The 20,072-nt window shown below is 67.2% G+C and carries 22 protein-coding genes; 12 read left to right on the top strand and 10 right to left on the bottom strand.

From position 1 onward, the window contains the following. Positions 1-130: 130 nt before the first annotated feature. The 3 genes from ACWMMN_RS21575 to ACWMMN_RS21565 all read left to right on the top strand — a co-directional run bounded on the left by ACWMMN_RS21575 (position 131) and on the right by ACWMMN_RS21565 (position 2,807). Positions 131-925, top strand: coding sequence for an AraC family transcriptional regulator (locus ACWMMN_RS21575; RefSeq protein WP_486423929.1), 795 nt, complete (start codon positions 131-133; stop codon positions 923-925). 166 nt (positions 926-1,091) lie between these two features. Continuing rightward, positions 1,092-2,060, top strand: a complete 969-nt coding sequence (locus ACWMMN_RS21570; RefSeq protein ID WP_059240947.1) for a DMT family transporter — start codon at positions 1,092-1,094, stop codon at positions 2,058-2,060. A 198-nt stretch (positions 2,061-2,258) separates the two neighbouring features. Continuing rightward, positions 2,259-2,807: a permease gene (locus ACWMMN_RS21565; RefSeq protein ID WP_174991365.1), complete on the top strand. Its 549-nt coding sequence runs from the start codon at positions 2,259-2,261 to the stop codon at positions 2,805-2,807. 95 nt (positions 2,808-2,902) lie between these two features. Here ACWMMN_RS21565 and ACWMMN_RS21560 read toward each other — a convergent pair whose 3' ends face one another. Continuing rightward, positions 2,903-3,037 (bottom strand): entericidin A/B family lipoprotein, encoded by a 135-nt coding sequence (locus tag ACWMMN_RS21560; RefSeq protein ID WP_021158165.1) that lies wholly within the window; start codon positions 3,035-3,037, stop codon positions 2,903-2,905. Positions 3,038-3,271: 234 nt separating this feature from the next. Here ACWMMN_RS21560 and ACWMMN_RS21555 point away from each other — a divergent pair, with 234 nt between their 5' ends. Next, positions 3,272-4,567, top strand: a complete 1,296-nt coding sequence (locus ACWMMN_RS21555) for an aspartate carbamoyltransferase (protein WP_059239813.1) — start codon at positions 3,272-3,274, stop codon at positions 4,565-4,567. A 129-nt stretch (positions 4,568-4,696) separates the two neighbouring features. Here the strand turns inward: ACWMMN_RS21555 and ACWMMN_RS21550 are convergent, their stop codons facing one another. Then, a complete protein-coding gene (locus ACWMMN_RS21550; RefSeq protein ID WP_059239811.1) occupies positions 4,697-5,116 on the bottom strand; it encodes a type II toxin-antitoxin system VapC family toxin in 420 nt (139 codons plus the stop codon). After that, positions 5,113-5,352, bottom strand: coding sequence for a FitA-like ribbon-helix-helix domain-containing protein (locus ACWMMN_RS21545; protein WP_256087293.1), 240 nt, complete (start codon positions 5,350-5,352; stop codon positions 5,113-5,115). Before ACWMMN_RS21545 ends, ACWMMN_RS21550 begins: the two co-directional genes overlap by 4 nt. Positions 5,353-5,675: 323 nt before the next feature. On the opposite strand from ACWMMN_RS21545, the gene ACWMMN_RS21540 reads away from it, so the two are divergent. The 8 genes from ACWMMN_RS21540 (at position 5,676) to ACWMMN_RS21505 (ending at position 11,907) form a co-directional block, all read left to right on the top strand. Next, positions 5,676-7,919 (top strand): TonB-dependent receptor, encoded by a 2,244-nt coding sequence (locus ACWMMN_RS21540; RefSeq protein ID WP_486423928.1) that lies wholly within the window; start codon positions 5,676-5,678, stop codon positions 7,917-7,919. A gap of 3 nt (positions 7,920-7,922) precedes the next feature. Continuing rightward, complete coding sequence (locus ACWMMN_RS21535) at positions 7,923-8,678, top strand: tetratricopeptide repeat protein (protein WP_059239808.1); 756 nt, start codon at positions 7,923-7,925, stop codon at positions 8,676-8,678. Further along, positions 8,675-9,358, top strand: coding sequence for a Fe2+-dependent dioxygenase (locus tag ACWMMN_RS21530; protein WP_256086128.1), 684 nt, complete (start codon positions 8,675-8,677; stop codon positions 9,356-9,358). Before ACWMMN_RS21535 ends, ACWMMN_RS21530 begins: the two co-directional genes overlap by 4 nt. Positions 9,359-9,449: 91 nt before the next feature. Then, complete coding sequence (locus ACWMMN_RS21525) at positions 9,450-9,689, top strand: type II toxin-antitoxin system Phd/YefM family antitoxin (protein ID WP_059239804.1); 240 nt, start codon at positions 9,450-9,452, stop codon at positions 9,687-9,689. Beyond that, on the top strand, positions 9,686-10,081 hold the full coding sequence (locus ACWMMN_RS21520) for a type II toxin-antitoxin system VapC family toxin (RefSeq protein ID WP_342706004.1): 396 nt from the start codon (positions 9,686-9,688) through the stop codon (positions 10,079-10,081). Before ACWMMN_RS21525 ends, ACWMMN_RS21520 begins: the two co-directional genes overlap by 4 nt. 106 nt (positions 10,082-10,187) lie before the next feature. Further along, positions 10,188-10,907 (top strand): M15 family metallopeptidase, encoded by a 720-nt coding sequence (locus tag ACWMMN_RS21515; protein WP_233464102.1) that lies wholly within the window; start codon positions 10,188-10,190, stop codon positions 10,905-10,907. 103 nt (positions 10,908-11,010) lie between these two features. Next, positions 11,011-11,595: a nucleotidyltransferase family protein gene (locus ACWMMN_RS21510; RefSeq protein WP_059239802.1), complete on the top strand. Its 585-nt coding sequence runs from the start codon at positions 11,011-11,013 to the stop codon at positions 11,593-11,595. A 171-nt stretch (positions 11,596-11,766) separates the two neighbouring features. Beyond that, a complete protein-coding gene (locus ACWMMN_RS21505) occupies positions 11,767-11,907 on the top strand; it encodes a hypothetical protein (protein WP_174991369.1) in 141 nt (46 codons plus the stop codon). Positions 11,908-11,973: 66 nt separating this feature from the next. On the opposite strand, the gene ACWMMN_RS21500 is transcribed toward ACWMMN_RS21505, so the two are convergent. The 7 genes from ACWMMN_RS21500 to ACWMMN_RS21470 form a co-directional block, all read right to left on the bottom strand. Further along, entirely contained in the window at positions 11,974-12,732 is a 759-nt protein-coding gene (locus ACWMMN_RS21500) for an SDR family oxidoreductase (RefSeq protein ID WP_486423927.1), read from the bottom strand. Next, the gene (locus tag ACWMMN_RS21495; RefSeq protein ID WP_174991370.1) at positions 12,729-14,276 is read right to left on the bottom strand and encodes an FGGY-family carbohydrate kinase; all 1,548 of its coding nucleotides are present in this window, start codon (positions 14,274-14,276) and stop codon (positions 12,729-12,731) included. Before ACWMMN_RS21495 ends, ACWMMN_RS21500 begins: the two co-directional genes overlap by 4 nt. A gap of 31 nt (positions 14,277-14,307) precedes the next feature. Further along, positions 14,308-15,396 carry an alcohol dehydrogenase catalytic domain-containing protein gene (locus ACWMMN_RS21490; protein ID WP_486423926.1) on the bottom strand — a complete coding sequence of 363 codons (1,089 nt, stop codon included), beginning with the start codon at positions 15,394-15,396 and terminating at the stop codon, positions 14,308-14,310. Positions 15,397-15,442: 46 nt separating this feature from the next. Beyond that, complete coding sequence (locus tag ACWMMN_RS21485; protein ID WP_486423925.1) at positions 15,443-16,450, bottom strand: ABC transporter permease; 1,008 nt, start codon at positions 16,448-16,450, stop codon at positions 15,443-15,445. Further along, positions 16,437-17,957, bottom strand: coding sequence for a sugar ABC transporter ATP-binding protein (locus tag ACWMMN_RS21480; protein ID WP_486423924.1), 1,521 nt, complete (start codon positions 17,955-17,957; stop codon positions 16,437-16,439). The genes ACWMMN_RS21485 and ACWMMN_RS21480 overlap by 14 nt, the downstream gene beginning before the upstream one ends. Positions 17,958-18,019: 62 nt before the next feature. Then, positions 18,020-18,964 carry a substrate-binding domain-containing protein gene (locus ACWMMN_RS21475; RefSeq protein WP_059239792.1) on the bottom strand — a complete coding sequence of 315 codons (945 nt, stop codon included), beginning with the start codon at positions 18,962-18,964 and terminating at the stop codon, positions 18,020-18,022. 118 nt (positions 18,965-19,082) lie between these two features. After that, positions 19,083-20,042: an AraC family transcriptional regulator gene (locus tag ACWMMN_RS21470; RefSeq protein ID WP_486423923.1), complete on the bottom strand. Its 960-nt coding sequence runs from the start codon at positions 20,040-20,042 to the stop codon at positions 19,083-19,085. Positions 20,043-20,072: the final 30 nt, after the last annotated feature.

Below are 20,072 nucleotides of genomic sequence, written 5' to 3'. Positions count from 1 at the left end.
ACGCTGCAGATGTGCACATGGTGCGGGCTGCGCGCGCCGCGCGGTATCCGCCAAAAGGATGAAGGGCGCGCGGCGCCGGAACGCGCTAAAGTGCTCGTGATCCGCGCCGCGACCGGCGCGAGGAGCACACATGCACCGTGTCACCCACTACCGACGCACCGATGAAGGCATCGAGGCGATCAGCCTCGAGTCCGACCGCGCGTTTCCGCGCCACGCGCACGACGAATTCGGGGTCGGGGTGATCGTCAGCGGTGCGCACCGGTCGTGGAGCGGCCGCGGGCAGGTCGACGCGCTGGCCGGCGACGCGATCATGGTCAACCCGGGCGAGATGCACGACGGCTCGCCGATCGACGCCGGCACGGGCCGGTGCTGGCGGATGCTGTACCTTGCACCCGCGCTGGTCGCGGGCGTCGCGGCGGAAGAGGGCTTGGGCGGCGTCGAGCTCGCGCATCCGGCCGTGCGCGACGCGCGGCTCACGGCCGCCGTCGGCCGGCTGCATGCGTGCATCGTCGCCGGGGAATCCCGGCCGCTCGCCCGCGACGAGGCGCTCGTGATGCTCGTCGCCGGGTTGCTCGCCCGGCACGCGAACCGCATGCTGCCGGCGATCGGTGTCGCACCGGCCGTCCGGGTCGCCCGGGAGCGGCTCGACTCGGCGCCAGCCGCGCCCGTTTCGCTCGCCGAGCTGGCTGGCATGAGCGGTATCAGCCGCTTCCAGTTGCTGCGCGGCTTTGCGCGCGAGCTTGGCATCACGCCGCACGCGTACCTGATCCAGTCGCGCACGCGGCTGGCGCGCGCGCTGCTGGCCAACGGCCTGCCGATCGCGGATGCCGCGGCCGAAGCCGGTTTTTCCGACCAGAGTCACCTGACACGCGCGTTCGCGCGCCAGTTCGGGATCACGCCGGGGCAATTCACGCAGGCCGTTTGACGCCGCAGTCACCTCGGCGCAAGCCCCCTGCGCAAGCTGCTGTCGGCGGCGGCTGCGCCCGATGACGCATGTGCCAGTCCGCAGCGCACCGCGTCCCGCGCTCGCGCCCCCGCCGCTGCAATTTCGTTCAAGACGCACACTGCCGCCGTACGCGACGATGCGGCGCATGAAGACACGACTGATTGGCTATCTCTATCTCGCCGCCGCGATGGCGGGCGTCGGCAGCACCGTCATCGCGAGCCGTCTCGCGGCCGGCGGCCTGCCGCCGTTCGCGGCCACCGCGCTGCGCTTCCTGATCGCGACCCCGCTGCTGTTCGCGCTGATGCGCGCGCAGCGCATGCGCTGGCCGCGCATTTCCGTGCGCGACGGCGTGCTGCTCGTCATCCAGGCCGCGGCGGGCGGCGTCGGTTACACGGTGCTGCTGATCAGCGGCACAAAGCTGTCGTCGCCGCTCGACGCGGGCGTGATGCTCGGCACCTTGCCGGCGATGTCGACGCTGATCGCGGCCGTCGTGCTGCGCGAGCGGCAGACGCCGCGCGACTGGCTGGCCGCCGCGCTCGCCACGGCCGGCGTCGTGTTCGTCACGTTCACGCCCGGCCAGGCGATGCCGTCGCTCCAGACGCTTGCCGGCGATGCACTGGTGCTGGCCGCCGTCGCGTGCGAAGCCGTCTTCATCCTGCTCAACCGGCGGCTTGCCGCGCCGTTCCCGCCCCTCGCGCTGTCCACCGCGATGTCGGGCCTCGGCTTCGTGCTCGCGCTCGTGCCGGCTGCATTTGAATGGCGTGCGGTCGCGAACGGCTGGACCGTCGGCGCCGTGTCGGCGATCACCTACTACGCGCTGGTGCCGACCGTGCTCGGCTACCTCTGCTGGTATGCCGGTTCGGCGCGCACGAGCGGCACCGAAGCCGCGCTGTTTACGGCGGTCGCACCGGTCTCGGCCGTACTGTTCGCGATCGCGCTGTTCGCCGAACCGTTGACCGGCACGCGCGTTGCCGGTATCGCGCTCGTCGTCGCCGGCATGCTCGTCGGCGCGACACGGCGGCGCGAACCGCCTGCCGAAGCGCGCACTACGCACCCGGAGAATCCAGGCCGGCCGGCCAGCCCCGCGCCCGCCGCGCAGACCGCCGCCGACTGACTCGCGCCAGCGCGTCGTGGCGGAAACGGCGGCGACTCCGTCCGTCGCACGGCCAGTCGCCCCCTGCGCTCCCGCCCTGCAGCCGGTGACTGTAGGAATGTGTCCGCGCACCGCAAAACCGTTGCGCACCACTGCGCAAGATGCAATATTCGCGTGGCCGGAACCTTTGACAACCATCGAACAACAATCCGCCACGCAATGAACAGGAAGGAAGCCAAAACCAGAATCGCGGTGCTGCTCTCGGCGGGCACGCGGAAGGCCGACGCACTGGCCGAACTGTCGGGACAGGGGCTCAAGGATCGCGTGCTCGCGCACCTGATCGCGTCGCGCCCCGACCCCGAACGCTGCCGCAAGAACAAGGTGCATGTCCGGATTCTGGTCGCGCTCGGCATCGCCCAGCTGGCGATCAGCCTCATGCTCGCGTATTACTTCTTCGTAACCGGCGCCGGCACGGGCCTGGTGGCCGTATTCCTCGCGTTGACCGTGCCGCTGTCGCTGCTGTTCATCTGGGGCTTTGCGACCCATCGCGTCGGCGCGTATCACGCGTTCATCCTGCTGTCGCTGCTGCAGTTGCCGAAGACCGTCACCGAGCTCGGACGCGATCCGTCGTCCGCCCTGCCGAGCCTCGTGATCACGGCCCTGCTGGTGGGCTACGTCTGGTACGTGCGCAACCGGATGTTCCCCGACTACGGCTGGTTTGCGCCACGCAAGGTCGAAGGCCGCTACGCGTTCGTCGAACACGCCTGACGCCGCCGGCGCCAGCACCGGCCGAAAAAAAGGCGCCGGGCCGCCCCGCAATCGCGGGACGGCCCGGCGCCTTCTGCATTCCGGAACCGGTCGGCTTACTTTGCCTTTTCAGCCGTATCGCTGATCGCCTGGCCGCCCTTCGAAATATCCTGGCCCACGCCGGCGACCGTATTGCAACCGGCGAGCGCGGCGGTCACCACCAGCAGCATTGCAGCAATCGTACGCGTCATTCTCATTCTCCTTCGAGTCAACAAGCCCGACCGGGCGATTCGTTTGCGGCATGGCGCCCGGCACGATGCCGGGCACGGGGCCTGACCTGATTATACGGAGACGGACGCGGTGTGCCAGTACGAACCCGCCACGTGTCACACGCGCCACACAGCCCGTTCGCGCAGATTTTTCTTGACTTCATTGCGCCACGAACTAATATACGCACCGCGTATATTTTTCGCCAGGAGCCGCCGATGACCGTTCCCCAACAAGCCTTCCTCCGCGACGCGATGCGCCGCCTCAATATGACCCGCGAAGCGTTCGCCAGTCGCATCGGCGTCAGCCGGCGTGCGCTGGACACCTGGCTGTTGCCCGACGACTCGCAGGAATCGCGCGGGATGCCGGAGATCGTCGAGCGCTTCGTGTCGGAAATCGTCGAGCGCGCGGTGCCGGACAGCGGAGACTATACGCAAAGCGTAGATAAACAGGGACTCTCGAAGCAGTTCCTGTTCGAAGGCAAACCGCAGTTGATCTCGGTCGACCAGTTCTCGCGGGATTCGGTCGAGGCGCTGTTCCGCGTGGCCGATGTGATGCAGCCGATCGCGCGCCGCCACAAGATTTCGCGCGTGCTGGAAGGCGCGGTGCTCGGCAACCTGTTCTTCGAGGCCAGCACGCGCACCCGCGTGTCGTTCGGCGCGGCCTTCTGCCGGCTGGGCGGCTCGGTGTGCGATACAACGGGCTTTACGTTCTCGTCGATGGCCAAGGGCGAATCGATCTACGACACGAGCCGCGTGATGGCCGGCTACGTCGACGCGCTCGTGATCCGCCATCCGGAGAAAGGCTCGGTGGCCGAGTTCGCGCGCGCGACCAACCTGCCCGTGATCAACGGCGGCGACGGCCCCGGCGAACATCCGAGCCAGGCGCTGCTCGATCTCTATACGATCCAGCGCGAGTTCTCGCGGCTCGGCAAGATTGTCGACGGCGCGCACATCGCGCTGGTCGGCGACCTGAAATACGGCCGCACCGTGCACTCGCTCGTCAAGCTGCTCGCGCTGTACCGCGGGCTGAAGTTCACGCTCGTCTCGCCGCCGACGCTCGAGATGCCGGCGTACATCGTCGACCAGATCGCGACGAACGGCCATGTGATCGAGCAGACGACCGACCTCGCGGCCGGACTCCGCGGCGCGGACGTCGTCTATGCGACGCGGATCCAGAAGGAGCGCTTCACCGACGAGTCGTTCGAAGGCTATACGCCGGATTTCCAGATCAACCAGGCGCTCGTCGACTCGGCGTGCAAGCCCGACACGCTGATCATGCACCCGCTGCCGCGCGACAGCCGGCCCGGCGCGAACGACCTGTCGGTCGACCTGAATCGCGACCCGCGCCTCGCGATCTTCCGCCAGACCGATAACGGCATCCCGGTACGGATGGCGATCTTCGCGGTGCTCCTCGGGGTCGAGAATCTCGTCCAGCATTCGATGCGCGACGCGACGTGGCGCCCGCCGGCGTACCTCGGGCCGGAGGACGCGGTGTTCCACGGGGTGGATTGACACCGTTCCGGAAGTTTCGCGCCCACCCGGCATCACCTCGGGGAGCGGGCGAGCTTGCCGGATTCGGAACGCGCCGCGTTGCCGGCGCGTTTTCCGTTTCGGCGCGGAAAAAGGGCCGACAATCGCAAACTATCGCGCCCACGGGTCGATGACCCGAAGCCCCACCGCCTCGAACGGCGCGACGTCGCGTGTCGCCACGATCAGGCCGTTTGCCTCGGCCGTCGCGGCGATGTGACCATCGACGACGGCAAGCGCGGTGCCTGCGGCACGCGCCCGCGCGCAAAGGCTCGCGTACGCTTTGCTCGCCGCATCGTCGAACGGCAGGATCCGGCCTCGAAACAATGGAACGACACGCTGCTCGATGCCTTGATGCAGCCAGTCACGCCTGCGCCCTTCCGGCAATCCCGCCACGCCGAACCGCAATTCCGCGAGACTGATCGCGGATAGAAACAGCGTCTCGACGTTCTGTGCATCGAGCCACTCGATCACCGCCGCGCTCGGCTCGCGCCGCAACGGTTCGGACATGACGTTCGTATCAACCAGGATCATTCGAAGCCCATCGGCTCGGTTGGCGTCTTGTCGCGCGGGACGCTGAAGTCGGCATCGCCGGCCGCTCGCCCGATTTCCGCCAGCAACGTTCCGAGCTTGAGCCGCCCACCTGGCAAGACGGCCTGCTCGAGGATGTCGCGCACCTCGGCTTCGGTGCTGCGCCCGTGCCGGGCCGCGCGAATCCGAAGTGCGCGATGCACTTCATCAGGCAAATTTCGAACGGTGATCGCCGGCATGATGCGCCCTACCTGGATTGCTTTCAATGCAGTCGCTTTATCGTTTTGCTGTCACGCGTAGCCAGATGCGATGTATCCACTCCAGCCCGCCCGGCAAGCCCGTCACACCTGGCCACTTAGCCATTCCTTCGCGTCTCGCCCGCCCCGCAACGCCTCCGTCACAATCGTCAACAATTCCCCCGCAAACACGAACAAGAACGCTTCTCATTTAACATGAAATTACATAGAATGCCGCCTGAAAACAAATCGTAATAATTCCCGGCGGCACGCACATTTCTGCAGCGCACCGCCTCCGGGGCCACATCGCGAGGTCGAAGCGCACCATGAAGTCCCGTCCCGACGAGCTGAAGCTCGGCAAATTCACCACCCTGTGCAGCGTGCTCGCCGCGAGCCCCGCGTTCGCCGACGGCACGCCGCCCGCGGCCCCCGCCAGCACCGAAGGCCATCTCGCGCCGATCGAGATCCAGGGCAAGACCGAGCACAGCTACAAGGCTGACTTCTCCGCTTCCGCCAAATTCACCGCGCCGCTCGTCGACACGCCGAAATCCGTCACCGTGATCCCGCAGGAACTGATCCGGAACAGCGGCGCGTCGACGCTAACCGAGGCGCTGCGCACCGTGCCCGGCATCACGTTCGGCGCCGGCGAAGGCGGCAACCCGCTCGGCGACCGTCCGTTCATCCGCGGCTACGACACGCAGGGCAGCATGTTCGTCGACGGCATGCGCGACACGGGCGCGACCACGCGCGAAATCTTCAACACCGAGCGCGTCGAGATCACCAAGGGTTCCGACGGCGCGTACGGCGGCCGCGGCGGCGCCGGCGGCAGCATCAACCTGATCACGAAGGCGCCGCACCTCGGCACGACGGCCACCGCGAGCGCGGGCTTCGGCACCGACCGCTATCGCCGCTTCACGGCCGACGGCAACTGGCAGTTCGCCGATCACGCCGCGTTCCGCCTGAACCTGATGAGCCACAACAACGACGTCGCCGGCCGCGACGCCGTCAACAACGAGCGCTGGGGCGTCGCACCGTCGATCGCGTTCGGCCTCGGCACGCCGACGCGCGTGACCGCGAGCTACTACCACCTGTCGACGGACGACATGCCCGACGGCGGCATTCCGTACTTCTATACGACATCCAACAAGCCCGCGAACGTCGGCACCATCTATCCGGCGCCCGTCGATCGCCACAACTTCTATGGCCTGATCAATCGCGATTTCCGCAAGACCACGTCGGACATCAGCACGATCAAGATCGAACACGACATCACGTCGTCGCTGACGATCCGCAACACGACGCGCTACACGGAATCGACGCAGGACTACATCTGGACGCAGCCCGACGACAGCCAGGGCAACGTGGTGAACGGCAAGGTCTGGCGCCGCAACAACAACCGCGACAGCTCGATCAACAGCCTCGCGAACCTGACCGAGCTGTTCGGCGAATTCCGCACGGGCCCGTTCAAGCACAGCTTCACGACCGGCATCGAGCTGACGCGCGAATGGGGCAAGCGCGATTCGTACACCGTCGCAACCGACACCGGCAAGATCTGCCAGAAAGGCATCGGCGCCGCCTCGGGCTACAACTGCACGAGCCTGTGGTCGCCGAACCCGAACGATCCGTGGGCCGGCTCGATCACGCGCAACAACGACTACGCGCATGCGCGCACCACGACGAAGTCGATCTACGGCTTCGACACGATCGAGATCACGCCGCGCTGGCAGGTCAACGCCGGCGTGCGCGTCGACGACTACTCGACCCGCTTCACCGACACCCAGGCGAACGGCGGCAAGACCACCACGCGCGACGACACGCTCGTGAACTGGCAGGCCGGCCTCGTGTTCAAGCCCGCGCAGAACGGCAGCATCTACGCGTCGTATGCGACGTCGTCGACGCCGGCCGGCATGCTGCTCGGCGAAGGCAGCGAAACGCAGTCGCTCACGCCGGGCCGCGGCGGCGTCGGTCCGAACGCCGATCAGATGTCGCCGGAAAAGAACCGCAGCATCGAGCTCGGCACCAAGTGGAACGTGCTGAACGACAAGCTGTCGCTGACCGCCGCGCTGTTCCAGATCGACACGACGAACGCGCGCGTGACGCTGCCGAACAACCAGTACGCCATGGTCGGCAACAAGCGCGTGCAGGGTCTCGAGCTCGGCGTCGCCGGGCAGATCACGAAGCAGTGGCAGGTGTTCGGCGGCTACACGTACATGAAGAGCGCGCTGCGCGACAACGGCAAGGACAGCGCGAACGACGGCAACCGCTTCCCGAACACGCCGAAGCACAGCCTTACGATGTGGTCGAACTACGACGTGACGCCGAAGTTCACGGTCGGCGGCGGCGCGTTCTACATGTCGGAAGTTTTCGGCGATCCCGCGAACCTGCGTGCCGTGCCGTCGTACTGGCGCTTCGACGCAATGGCGCAGTACCGGATCAACAAGAAGCTCGACCTGCAGCTGAACGTGAACAACCTGTTCAACCGCACCTACTTCGATCAGGCGTACCCGGCGCACTATGCGTCGATCGCGCCGGGCCGCTCGGCGTTCGTCACGCTGAACGCGCGCTACTGATCGATGGAGGCCGTGTCGCTGAAGGCGCTCGCGTCGGTATCGCCGCGCGAGTTCGCCGACATCCTGGCCGGGCCGCCCGAGCGCGCCGCCGCGTGGGTCGCGGCGGCCGCCGACAACGGCATCGTCGACGCGCAGGCCGTCTACGGGCAGTACCTGCTCGACGGACACGGCGTCGCACGCGATCCGGCAGCCGCGTTCAACTGGTTCCGGCATGCGGCGCGAGCCGGCCATCCGATGGCGATGAACATGCTCGGTCGCTGCTACGAGTTCGGCTGGGGAACGGCCGCATGCGCGCCGGTTGCCGTGTACTGGTACCGTCTCGCCGCGCAGGCGGGCCTCGACTGGGGCATGTACAACTACGCGACGGCGCTCGCGCTCGGCAACGGCGTCGACGAGCACCGCGCCGACGCGCTCGACTGGTTTCGACGCGCAGCGGCGCTCGGCCATGCGAAATCGATCAACCTGATCGGCGGCTTCTACGAAGATGGCTGGGTCGTCGCCGTCGATGTCGATGCGGCGTTCGACCACTATCGCCGCGCGGCCGAAGCCGGCGACTTCCGCGGCCAGTTCAACTATGCGCGGCTGCTCGCCGAGCGCGGGCGCATCGACGAAGCGCTCGGATGGCTCGCGCGTGTGCCGGCCACCGCGACGCCCGCGTTCACCGCAAAGATGCGCGCGTATCTCGTGTCGTCGCCGATCGACGCGTTTCGTTCGGCGGCCATGCAACTGGCGCCGCATGCAATGGAATCCGCATCATGATGCTTCATATCCCCGGCGTACTGACCAACGCGCAAGTCGCGCAATGCCGCGACCTGCTCGATGCGGCCGAATGGGTCGACGGCAACGCGACGTCCGGCGCGCAGTCGGCGCTCGCGAAACGCAACCGGCAATTGCCGGAAGGCTCGCCAGTCGCACGTACCGTCGGCGACGCGATCCAGGATGCGCTCGCGCGCAATCCTCTGTTCTTTTCGGCAGCGTTGCCGCTCAAGGTATTTCCGCCGCTGTTCAATCGCTACGAAGGGGGCGAAACGTTCGACACGCACGTCGACAACGCGATCCGGCTGTTGCGCGGCACGGATTTCCGCGTGCGCAGCGACCTGTCGGCCACGCTGTTTCTCGAAGAACCCGAGGCGTACGACGGCGGCGAGCTGTGCGTCGAGGATACGTACGGCGTGCATCGCGCCAAGCTACCGGCGGGCGATCTCGTGCTGTATCCGGCATCGAGCCTGCATCACGTGACGCCTGTCACGCGCGGCGAGCGCGTGGCGTCATTCTTCTGGATCCAGAGCATGGTGCGCGACGACGGCGACCGCACACTGCTGTTCCAGCTCGATACGCAGATCCAGGCGCTTTCAGCCGAAAAAGGCGCGAAGGACCCGATGGTCATTGCGTTGACGGGGATTTATCACAACCTGTTGCGGAAGTGGGCGGATGCGTAGCGCGAGGGGGTAACACGGTCTGCCCCGGGCGCTTGCGCCGGGTCGGAATCCATGACTAAAATGACCATCGTCAAATGACCATGCTCATCTCGTGATGCCGCACGCTCCCGTATCGAAATCCGAATTCAAGGCTCGCGCGCTCGAATACTTCCGGCTCGTCGAGGCGTCGGGTGAAAGCCTGATCGTCACCGACCACGGCAAGCCGACGCTCGAGATCCGGCCGTATCGCGCACGCGAGGCTCAGCCGTTGGACATATTGCGCGGCTCGGTCATGCGCTACGACAATCCTCTCGATCCGATTGCGGAAGAGGATTGGGAGGCGTCGCGGTGATCGTGCTGGATACGCATGCATTGGTATGGTGGGTGGCGGGCGATCCTTCGCTCACCAAGAAAGCACGAAGCGCGATCGATCGCGCACGGAGTGAAGACACGCTCGCCGCATCGGCGATCTCCGCGTGGGAGATTGCGATGCTGGTGCGCAACGGTCGCCTCGCGCTGTCGATGGATGTCGACGCGTGGCTCGCCACCGTCGCGCAGATCGACGGCATGCGCTTCGTGCCCGTCGATGCCGACATCGCCGCGAAATCCACCGTCCTGCCCGGCACGTTCCACAAGGATCCGGCCGACCGCATGATCGTCGCGACCGCGCGGCGGCTCGGCGCGCAGTTGATCACTCGCGACGAAAAAATCCGCGCGTACGCGCACGTCAAGACGCTCTGGTGAGCGCCACCCGCCCGCGCACCCAACCGCCGCACGTCCTCGGCCGGACTCTGGCATATTGGCGATTCGTCTGACCAAAACGATCACGGCCGCCTCACCGCATCGGCTCGTGACCCGCAATCGTCACCTCGCCGCCCTGCCCGTTACCGTGATACCGCTCTCCGATCCCGCCGTCCGGTCGATCGCCCTGATGGAGTCGCACGAAGGGTTCGTCGATCTCGCCGCCTACGATGAACGCATCGCCGTCGACCTCACCCGCAGCGTCGTCGAAAACACGAGCCCGCATTTCCTGAAGGTGCGCCGCGGCGTCGCCGAACGGCTGGCTGCCGCCGCGCGAACGCTCCCGGCCGGCGTGCGCCTGTATGTGAAGGAAGGCTATCGCCCGCTCGCGCTCCAGCGCGACTACTTCACCGGCCATCTCGCGCACTTGCGCGCGACGCTGAATCCGCTGCCATCCGACGATGCGCTGGTCGAACTCGCGAGCCACTATGTCGCGCCGCCTGAAGTCGCGGGCCATCCGACCGGCGCCGCCGTCGACCTGACGTTGATTGCCGCCGACGGCACCGAGCTCGACATGGGGTGCGTTCTCGACGCCACCGACCCGGAATCGTCCGGCGCGTGCTACACGCACAACGCGTTCATCAGCCGCGCCGCCGCACGCAACCGCCAGGTGCTGATCGCCGCACTGACCGGCGCCGGCTTCACGAATTACCCGTCCGAATGGTGGCACTGGTCATTCGGGGACCGCTATTGGGCTGTCGTCCAGAACGAATCGCACGCAATTTACGGTCCTGTCGAGGAAAGCATGCTCGACGAAGCGTCGCGATGACGGTCTTTCCGGCCTGACGGGCGCGAATCGGTAACATCCTCACTTGCCGATCCCGGCCCGCTCCCGCACAATCGCAGCACCTGTCTCACTCCCCCCCGCGCCGATGTCCTATGCGTCACTCGCCACCGGCGTCCTGCTCGCCGGCGGCCTTGGTCAACGCTTCGACCCGAGCGGCCTGCACAGCAAGTTGCTCGCGCTGCTTCCCGACGGCACGCCGGTTGCGGTCGCAGCGGCCCGCCATCTCGCGGCCGCCACGGCCGACGTGATCGCCGTCGTCCGCCCCGGCGCCGAAAAACTCGCCATTCTGCTGAACGAAGCCGGCTGTCAGGTCGTGTACGCGCCCGACGCATTGCGCGGCATGGGCGCGAGCCTCGCGGCCGGCGTGCGTGCGACTCCCGATTCGAACGGCTGGCTCGTTGCGCTCGGCGACATGCCGTGGATCGCGGCGTCCACCTACGAGGCCGTCACGCGCGCACTCGAAGCCGACAACGCATCGATCGTCGCGCCCGCGCATCGCGGCGTGCGCGGCCATCCGGTCGGTTTCGCCGAGCACCACTTCGATGCGCTCGCCGCGCTCGACGGCGACACGGGCGCCCGCGCGTTGTTCGCCAGCGTGCCGGTGAAACTGCTCGACGTCGACGATCCCGGTATCCTGCGCGACGTCGATACCCCGGCGGATTTGCGCTGATTCGAACGTGCATGGCGGCACGATCCCGCACGAATACCGTCAATGCACGGACTTCGCCGACGATCGGCAACCGGCCGCAATAATCCCGCTGCAAACGCGCGTCCGATTGGCTATAACGGAGACGAGGCGCACCCGCCGCGCCGCCGCTGTCACGCACTGCGCGAGTTCTCCATGACCGATCACACGACCCCGACGCCCGAGCCACCGGCCGACCCGAACCGCGATCCGGAAGACGATCCGCTATCGTCGCCGCCCGGTCATCACGGCAACCCGCAGCAACCGGACGAACCGCCGAGCAAAGATCCGGTTTAGCCGCACGCGCCGCCACGCCTCTACTCCGCTGTTTCCCCGTCATGCGCGACCGCCGCATGACGGCGACTAACGCGCGGTATACCCGCCGTCGACCGGCAGCGACACGCCGCTGATCATCGACGCCGCATCGCTCAGCAAAAACAGGATCGGCGCGACGACTTCGTCCGGCTCCGCAAAGCGCCCGAGCGGAATCGCGGCCAGCATCGGCGCGCGCTTCTCGGGTTCGCTCCACGCGAACTGCGCCATCGGCGTGAGCGTGACGGTCGGATTCACGCTGTTCACACGAATGCCGTGCGGCCCGAGTTCGATGCACAGCACACGCGTAATCGCGTCCATCGCCGCCTTCGACGCGCAATAGCTCAGATGCGCGGGCAGGCCGACCAGCGCGGCCTGGCTCGACACGTTGACGATGCTGCCCCGCGCGCGTGCCGCGCCGCGCCCGTCGCGTTCGACCATCTTGCGCGCGACAGCCCGTGCGACGAGCGCCGCACCGCGTGCATTGACGGCCATCACGCGATCGAAGTGTCCGGCACCGACGTCGAGCGCCGGTTCGAGCGACGCGATCCCCGCGCAATTGACGAGGCCGTCGAACGCGTCGTGCGCGGCAAGCGCGGCATCGATCGCGTGTTCGTCGCCGCCGACGTCCATGCGCACCGTCTCGCACGCAGTCTCGCTGGCGAGCGTGTCGAGCGCGGCCAGGTCACGCCCTGCCGCGACAACGCGCGCCCCCGCCTGCGCCAGTGCGACCGCACACGCGCGCCCGATCCCGCTCGATGCGCCCGTGACGAGCACCCGCGCGCCGCTGAAATCGAATCGTGAGTTCATGATGATGTGCCCAGCCTGTGCATGATCGGCTTGAGTGCCGGATACAGCGCCGTATAGAGCGCGAAACGCGCGTCGTACGCTTTCGCGCGATCGCCATCGGGCCGCGCACGTTCGACGAGCGTGACCCAGCCGCCCTGCGCGTCGTCGTCCGACACGAGCCCCGCTCCGACGCCCGCGAGCAACGCGGCCCCCATCGCGGCTTCGACGTCCTGCTCGATCGTCCACACCGGAAAGCCCGTCACGTCCGCAATGATCTGCATCCACAGCGCCGAGTGCGCGGCTCCGCCGACGACGATCAACCGGTCGTCCAGCGCGACTGCCCCGCGGCGGCCGGCCTCGATGTTGTGTCGCAACGCAAATGCAACCCCCTCCAGCACCGCGCGATACAGGTGCGCGCGCGTATGCGCGAGACTCAGCCCGACGAACGCGCCGCTCGCCTTCGCGTCCCACACCGGGCTGCGCTCGCCCATCAGGTACGGCAGGAACAGCACGCCGTCGGCGCCGGCCGGCACGCGCTCGGCCGCCTCCTCGAGCAGCACGTGCGGATCGCCGTGCGGCAACAGGCGCGCCGCATCGATTTCCGCCTGACAGAACTGGTCGCGGAACCACGCGACCGACGCGCCGGCCGTGATCGCACCGCCGAACACGTACAGGTCGCGCTGCCCGTCGAACACGTGCGGCATGCTGACGAGCCCGTGCCGCGCATCGACGTGCCGGTTCACGTAGCCCCAGCACATGCTGGTGCCGATCATCGCAACGTGCTGCCCGGTACGCGTCGCGCCGGCCGCGAAGGTCGCAACGGCCGCATCGACACCTCCGGCCACGACGGGCGTGCCGGCCGGCAGGCCGAGCTGCTCCGTCCATTGCGACAGCAGCCCGCCGACGATCTCCGTCGAATCGACGAGCCGCTCGGGCATCATCGTCGCCGGAATGCCGAGCATGTCGAGTGCGTCGTCGGACCATTCGCGGCGCGCGACGTCGTAGACGCCGCCGATATTGCCGGCCGAACTGTGATCGACCGCGACCTCGCCGGTCAGCAGGTAGATCACGTACGCGTTCGGCGGCAGGAAATAGCGCACGTTCGCCCACACATCCGGCCGCTGGTCGCGCAGCCACAGCATCTTCGTGAAGCCGTAGTAGCTGTCGACACCGTTGCCCGTGATCACGCGCAACCGTTCGACGTTCACGTGTTCGTTGACCCAGTCGACTTCCGCGGTCGCGCGCCGGTCCATCCAGATCAGGCACGGATGCAGCGGCCGCATGTCGATGTCGACCGGAATGCCCGAGCCGCCGTACAGGCTGCTCACGCACATTGCACGGATCGCATCGGCCGGCACACCCTGCGCGCGTGCCTCGCTCACGCAACCCGCGACGCATTCGAGCACCGCGTCGAACCACACTTGCGGCCACTGCTCGGCCCACAGCGGGCGCGGCGTGTCGGGTTGATAGCCGGCCGAACGCCGTGCGACGATCGTGCCATGCCGGTCGACCAGCAGCGCCTTGGTGCTCTGCGTGCCGATGTCGACGCCAATCACGTATTCCATGATGTCTCCGGTGAGGCGCATGCCTGCCGCCTCAGCGGGCCGGCTTCAGCAGCACCTTGATCGATTCGGGCGATTTCGCGACGCGGATCGCGTCGTCCCAGTCCTCGAGCGCGAAGCCGTGCGTGACGATGCCTTTCGACGTGACGAGCCCTCGCGCGAGCAGGTCGATCGCGATCGGATAGCAGTATGGCCCAAGGTGCGCGCCGCGCACGTCGAGCTCCTTGCGGTCGCCGATGATCGACCAGTCGACGGTCGCATCCTCGCCGAACACGCTGAATTCGACGAAGCGGCCGAGCTTGCGGATCAGGTCGAGCCCCTGGCTCACGCCGACCGGCGCGCCGGTCGTCTCGATGTACACGTCGCAGCCGTAGCCGTCTGTCAGCGCGCGGACGATCTCGCGCGCATCGTCGCGCTTTGGGTTGATCGTCACGTCGGCGCCGTATTGCCGCGCGAGTTCGAGCCGTTCGTCGATCAGGTCGATCACGACGAGTTTTCTCGGCGTCTTCAGGTGCGCGACCTGCGTCATCATCAGCCCGAGCGGGCCTGCGCCCGCGATCACGACGACGTCGTCGAGCTGGACATCGCCGCGATTCACCGTATGAATTGCGCACGACAGCGGCTCGATGATCGCCGCATCTTCGAGCGAGACGCCGAGCGGGATCTTGTGAACGATCGCGGTCGGCGGAATCCGCATGTACTCGGCCATCCCGCCATCGGCGACCTCGCGCTGGAAGCCGAAGATGTTGTGCACTTCGCACATCCAGTACTGGCCCGACTTGCAATAGCGGCACTTGCCGCACGGCACGATCTGCTCGGCGATCACGCGGTCGCCCATCGCCACGCCGAAATGCCCGGCTGCGCCGTCGCCGAGCGCTTCCACGTAGCCGAAGAATTCATGGCCGGGAATCACCGGCGCCTTCACCCAAGGGCTCGGTCCGCCCCAGAACATCTTCGCGCCCGTATAGCACTTGCAGTCGCTCGCGCAGATCCCGCACGCGGCGATGCGGATCACGAGCTCGTTCGCACCGGGGCGCGGCTTCGCGACCTGTTCGACGCGATAGTCCTCGGGGCCGTGGCAGACGACCGCGGTCATGCGCGGCGGGTCTTCGGGTGTCGTCATGAGTTGTCTCTTTCGTGAGTGATTCGGATGACTGATGAACCGGTCGTTACCGCGACCGTTCGCGGCTGATGTAGATCGCGAGCAGGATGATTCCGCCCTTGATCACGTTCTGCACATACGGATTCACGCCGATCATGTTCAGCCCGTTGTTGAGCACGCCGAGCAGCAGTGCGCCGACCAGCGTGCCGAGGATCGCGCCGCGCCCGCCGGAGATCGACGTGCCGCCCATCACGACGGCCGCGATCGCGTCGAGCTCGAAGCCCACGCCCGCGTTCGGCTGCCCGCTCATCAGCCGGCCCGTCAGCACGATCGCGGCAAGCGCCGACGTGAGCCCGGCCAGCGTGTAGACGATCAGCTTCACCCGCGCGACACGCACGCCGGTGAGCCGCGTCGCCTGCTCGTTGCCGCCGATCGCATACACGTAGCGGCCGAACGGCATGCGCTCGAGCAGCAGCCACGCGATCGCATAGACCACCAGCATGATCAGCACGGGCGCCTGGATGCCGAGCACCTTGCCGCTGCCGAAGAACGCGACCCAGTCGGGCAAGCCGTCGATCGGATAGCCACCCGTATAGATCAGCGCGAGGCCGCGCGCGATGCCCATGGTCGCGAGCGTGACGATGATCGGCGGCATCCCCGCGAACGCGACGAACACGCCGTTCAGGAAGCCAAACCCGAGGCCGACCGCGATGCCGATCGCGAGCGCGGCGACCGCGTTGACACCCGCGACCATCAGCCCGGCCGCGAGCGTGCCCGACAGCGCCATCACCGAGCCGACCGACAGGTCGATCCCGCCCGTCAGGATCACGCAGGTCATGCCGACCGCGATGATCGCGTTGATCGATACCTGGCGCAGCACGTTCTCGAGGTTCGCGGCAGACAGGAAGCTCGGGCTCGCGATCATCATCGCGATGCAGACGACGATCAGGCCGACGAGCGGATAGAACAGCGTCGAGCGCCGCAGTTGCGCCCACATCGCACGTGGCGGCGGCGCGTTGCCGGCAGTGGCCGCGAGCGTCGTGGAAGGCGTGGAAGAAGAATCATGCAGGTTCATGGGTCGCTCCTCGCGTGCCGGCCGTGGCATAGGTCATGACCGTGTCGGGATCGATCTCGTGGCCGGCGAGCGTCGCCTCGATGCGTCCTTGCCGGAACACGGCGACGCGATCGCACATGCCGACGATTTCCGGCAGCTCGGACGAGATCATGATGATGGCGTAGCCGCGCGCGGTGAGTTCGCGCATCAGCCCGTAGATTTCGGCTTTCGCGCCGACGTCGATGCCGCGCGTCGGCTCGTCGAAGATCAGCACCGACGTGTGATGGTTCAGCCAGCGCGCGATCACGACCTTCTGCTGGTTGCCGCCTGACAACGTCGCGACCTCGGTGTGGATCGACGGCGCCTTCACGCCGACGCGCCGCATCACGTCGTGCGTCGTGCGTGCCTCGCTGCCGCGGTCGATCAGCCAGCGCATCGACCGGTATTTGCCGAGGTTGTTCAGCGAGATGTTGTCGCGGATCGAGAACGACGTGACGAGCCCTTCCGTCTTGCGGCTTTCCGGCAGGATGCCGATGCCGGCGTGCAGTGCGTCGGCCGGATCGGCGAGCTTCGCCGCCGCGCCGCGCACGCGCACTTCCTTGCGGTGCGCACGCGTCGCGCCGATCACCGCCAGCGCCGTTTCCGTGCGGCCCGAGCCGACCAGCCCGGCGAAGCCGAGAATCTCGCCGGCCCGCAGCGTGAAGCGGTTCACGGGGCCGTCGCGCTCGATCTGCAGCGCCTCGACTTCGAGCACGGCCGGCGCATCGGCCGGCAGCGCCGGTTTCGGCGGAAAGCTGCTTTCGATCCGGCGACCGACCATCATCCGCACCAGTTGCTCGACGTCGGTGTGCGCGACGCCGGTCGTCGCGACGTACTGGCCGTCGCGCAGCACCGTGATGCGATCGCACACCGCGAAGATCTCGTCGAGATGGTGCGAGATGAAGATCATCGCGACACCCTGCCGCTTCAGCTCGCGCATGATCGCGAACAGGTGCCCGGCTTCGGCCGGCGTGAGCGTGGCGGTCGGCTCGTCGAGAATCAGGATGCGCGCGTCGAGCGACAGCGCCTTGCCGATTTCGACGAACTGCTGCTGTGCGACTGACAGCGCGCGGATCGGCGCATCGAGATCGATCGCCACGCCGAGCCGCGCGAAGATCGCGGCGGCCGCATCGCGCATCCGCTTGCGGTCCCGGGCGCCCCAGCGGTTGCGCAGCTCGCGGCCGAGGAACAGGTTGTCGACGGCATCGAGGTGCGGAATCAGGCTGAATTCCTGGAACACGATGCCGACGCCCGCCGCGACCGCGTCGTGATAGTCCGCAAAATGGCGTGCGGTGCCGTCGATCTCGATCGTGCCGGTATCCGGGTGATGAATACCGCACAGGATCTTCATCAGCGTCGACTTGCCAGCGCCGTTCTCGCCGAGCAGCGCGTGGATCTCGCCGCGCGCAATCTCCAGATGAATGTCGGACAGCGCCTTCACGCCGGGAAAGCTCTTCGTGATGTGGCTGAGCCTGAGTATCGTGTTCATCGGCTTCTCCGTGCGAAGGGCGCCGGCCGTGCCGCCGCCCGTCGCGTCGCGTCGCTCGTCGTTCACCAGCTGAAGCCCTTCGCGTTGCCGCGATCGACGACCTTCACGTCGACCGGGATCGCCTTCGGCACCGTCGCGCCCCACTTGCGTGCGATCGCGATGCCGAGCGCGATGCGTACCTGGTCGGCCGGGAACTGCGCGGTCGTCTCGATGAACTTCGAATTCGGCTTCTGGATCGCGGCGATCGCCTCGGGCGCGCCGTCGACGCTCGTCAGCTTGATGTCCTTGCCGGAACCCTCGATCGCAGCGAGCGCGCCCATCGAGCCGCCGTCGTTCACGCTGAAGATGCCCTTCAGGTTCGGATGCGCGGAAATCATGTTTTCGGTGACCGACAGCGCGGTTGCGCGCTCCTGCTTGCCGTTTTGCGTATCGACGAGCTTCACGTTCGGGAATTTCGCGAGCCCGGCCTTGCAGCCGCGGACGCGTTCGAGAATCGGCACGACCGGAATGCCGTCGAGGATCGCGACCTCGCCGCTGCCGCCGATCGCCTTCGCGAGGTATTCGCACGACATCACGCCCGCGTCGTAGTTTTTCGAACCGACGAACGAATCGACCGGGCCGTTCGCGTTCGCATCGACGGCCACGACTACCGCGCCGGCCTTCTTCGCCTGCGTGATCGCCGACTGGATGCCGGTCGAATCCGTCGGGTTCACGAGCAGGATGTCGATCTTCTTCTGCAGCATGTCCTCGACGTCGCTCACCTGCTTGCTGACGTCGTGGTGCGCGTCGGTCACGACGACCTGTGCGCCGATCGATGCGGCCGCATCGTTCAGCGCCTTCTGCATCGTCACGAAATACGGGTTGTTCAGTTCCTGGAACGTCATGCCGATGCGCAACGGCGCGGCCTGCGCGGCGGCGGCCGGCAGCAGGGCCGCGACGGCGAGCGCGGCAACGGCCGCCATGCGGGCGGCGCGACGGGGGGATGAGGCGGGCGATGCGTGCGTCATGACGGTGTCTCCGATTGTGTGCAGCTTTTTCGTGGGTGAGTGAGCCCCTCGCGACGTGAGCGACGCGATCGGCTGGGTGAAACGGCAGGGAAAATTCAGGCGGGCGTCAGCCCGGCGATCATCCGGGCTGCGGCGCGAGCTCGGGCGCACCGGGCGTCAGCACGCGCGGCGGCATCGGGTTGCCGGTGGGCGCCGCATGCAGCGCCAGGTCGCGGCTGCGCGCGTTCAGGCGCTGCAGCGCACGGAATTCGGACGGCGCCATCCCCTTCACCGCGCGGAACTGGCGGTTGAAGTTCGACACGTTGTTGAAGCCGGCCTGGAAGCAGATGTCGGTGATGTTCGCGTCGTCGGCGAGCAGCATCTGGCACGCGGACTCAATCCGCAGACGATTCACGTACTGGACGAATGGCATGCCCGTCTGGCGATGGAACGCACGCGAGAACGTGCTGACGCTCTGCCCGGTCAGTTGCGCGAGATCGGATTCGCGCAACTCGGACGCGAGGTTCTTGCCGATATACGACAGCGCGTGGCTGAGCCGCGTCGGCGTGACGTCGGCCTGGTCGTACGCGGGGCTCGCGAGCAGCGTGCGTTCGGCCGCGCCGCACAACCGTTCGAGGATCGTCATGAACAGCGCGATGCGGCGCATGCCGCGTGCGGCCAGCAGCTCGTCGAACAGCGGCGCGATCGCGGCGCTCGTCGCGGCGTCGAAGCCAACCCCTCGACGCGCATCGTCGAGCAGCGCCTGCGCGTCGCGGCATTCGGGGAATGCGTCCATGCAGCGGCGCACGAACGCCGGGTCGAACTGGATCACCAGATTGCGGCGCTCGACGGTCTCGCCTTCGGCCATGTCGCTGACCCAGTTGTGTGGCAGGTTCGGGCCGAGCAGCACGAGATGGCCCGGGCCGAACGAGCCGATGTGGTCGCCGACGAAATACTTGCCGCGGGTCGCGACGATCAGGTGCAGCTCGAATTCGGGATGGAAATGCCAGCGGATCGTGCGATACGGATAGCCGTGCGACCAGACCTTGAACGACTCGTCGCGTCGCACTTCGACCACTTCGAGATCGGGGTGCATCATGTTGGCGTCTCCATTCCCATGTATCGCTGG

It is taken from the genome of Burkholderia cepacia complex sp. TUM26381, from assembly GCF_057439935.1.
Note: the sequence above shows the minus strand (reverse complement) of the source record. Positions and strands in the feature narration are given on the sequence as shown.

Excerpts from the sequence above, each read along its gene's own strand:
- ACWMMN_RS21500 (WP_486423927.1), bottom strand. The coding sequence starts at position 12,732 with ATGAACTCACGATTCGATTTCAGCGGCGCGCGGGTGCTCGTCACGGGC.
- ACWMMN_RS21560 (WP_021158165.1), bottom strand. The coding sequence starts at position 3,037 with ATGACGCGTACGATTGCTGCAATGCTGCTGGTGGTGACCGCCGCGCTC.
- ACWMMN_RS21470 (WP_486423923.1), bottom strand. The coding sequence starts at position 20,042 with ATGATGCACCCCGATCTCGAAGTGGTCGAAGTGCGACGCGACGAGTCG.
- ACWMMN_RS21475 (WP_059239792.1), bottom strand. The coding sequence starts at position 18,964 with ATGACGCACGCATCGCCCGCCTCATCCCCCCGTCGCGCCGCCCGCATG.
- ACWMMN_RS21565 (WP_174991365.1), top strand. The coding sequence starts at position 2,259 with ATGAACAGGAAGGAAGCCAAAACCAGAATCGCGGTGCTGCTCTCGGCG.
- ACWMMN_RS21485 (WP_486423925.1), bottom strand. The coding sequence starts at position 16,450 with ATGAACCTGCATGATTCTTCTTCCACGCCTTCCACGACGCTCGCGGCC.
- ACWMMN_RS21550 (WP_059239811.1), bottom strand. The coding sequence starts at position 5,116 with ATGATCCTGGTTGATACGAACGTCATGTCCGAACCGTTGCGGCGCGAG.
- ACWMMN_RS21545 (WP_256087293.1), bottom strand. The coding sequence starts at position 5,352 with ATGCCGGCGATCACCGTTCGAAATTTGCCTGATGAAGTGCATCGCGCA.
- ACWMMN_RS21480 (WP_486423924.1), bottom strand. The coding sequence starts at position 17,957 with ATGAACACGATACTCAGGCTCAGCCACATCACGAAGAGCTTTCCCGGC.
- ACWMMN_RS21495 (WP_174991370.1), bottom strand. The coding sequence starts at position 14,276 with ATGGAATACGTGATTGGCGTCGACATCGGCACGCAGAGCACCAAGGCG.
- ACWMMN_RS21490 (WP_486423926.1), bottom strand. The coding sequence starts at position 15,396 with ATGACGACACCCGAAGACCCGCCGCGCATGACCGCGGTCGTCTGCCAC.
- ACWMMN_RS21575 (WP_486423929.1), top strand. The coding sequence starts at position 131 with ATGCACCGTGTCACCCACTACCGACGCACCGATGAAGGCATCGAGGCG.
- ACWMMN_RS21505 (WP_174991369.1), top strand. The coding sequence starts at position 11,767 with ATGACCGATCACACGACCCCGACGCCCGAGCCACCGGCCGACCCGAAC.
- ACWMMN_RS21530 (WP_256086128.1), top strand. The coding sequence starts at position 8,675 with ATGATGCTTCATATCCCCGGCGTACTGACCAACGCGCAAGTCGCGCAA.
- ACWMMN_RS21570 (WP_059240947.1), top strand. The coding sequence starts at position 1,092 with ATGAAGACACGACTGATTGGCTATCTCTATCTCGCCGCCGCGATGGCG.
- ACWMMN_RS21510 (WP_059239802.1), top strand. The coding sequence starts at position 11,011 with ATGTCCTATGCGTCACTCGCCACCGGCGTCCTGCTCGCCGGCGGCCTT.
- ACWMMN_RS21540 (WP_486423928.1), top strand. The coding sequence starts at position 5,676 with ATGAAGTCCCGTCCCGACGAGCTGAAGCTCGGCAAATTCACCACCCTG.
- ACWMMN_RS21535 (WP_059239808.1), top strand. The coding sequence starts at position 7,923 with ATGGAGGCCGTGTCGCTGAAGGCGCTCGCGTCGGTATCGCCGCGCGAG.
- ACWMMN_RS21555 (WP_059239813.1), top strand. The coding sequence starts at position 3,272 with ATGACCGTTCCCCAACAAGCCTTCCTCCGCGACGCGATGCGCCGCCTC.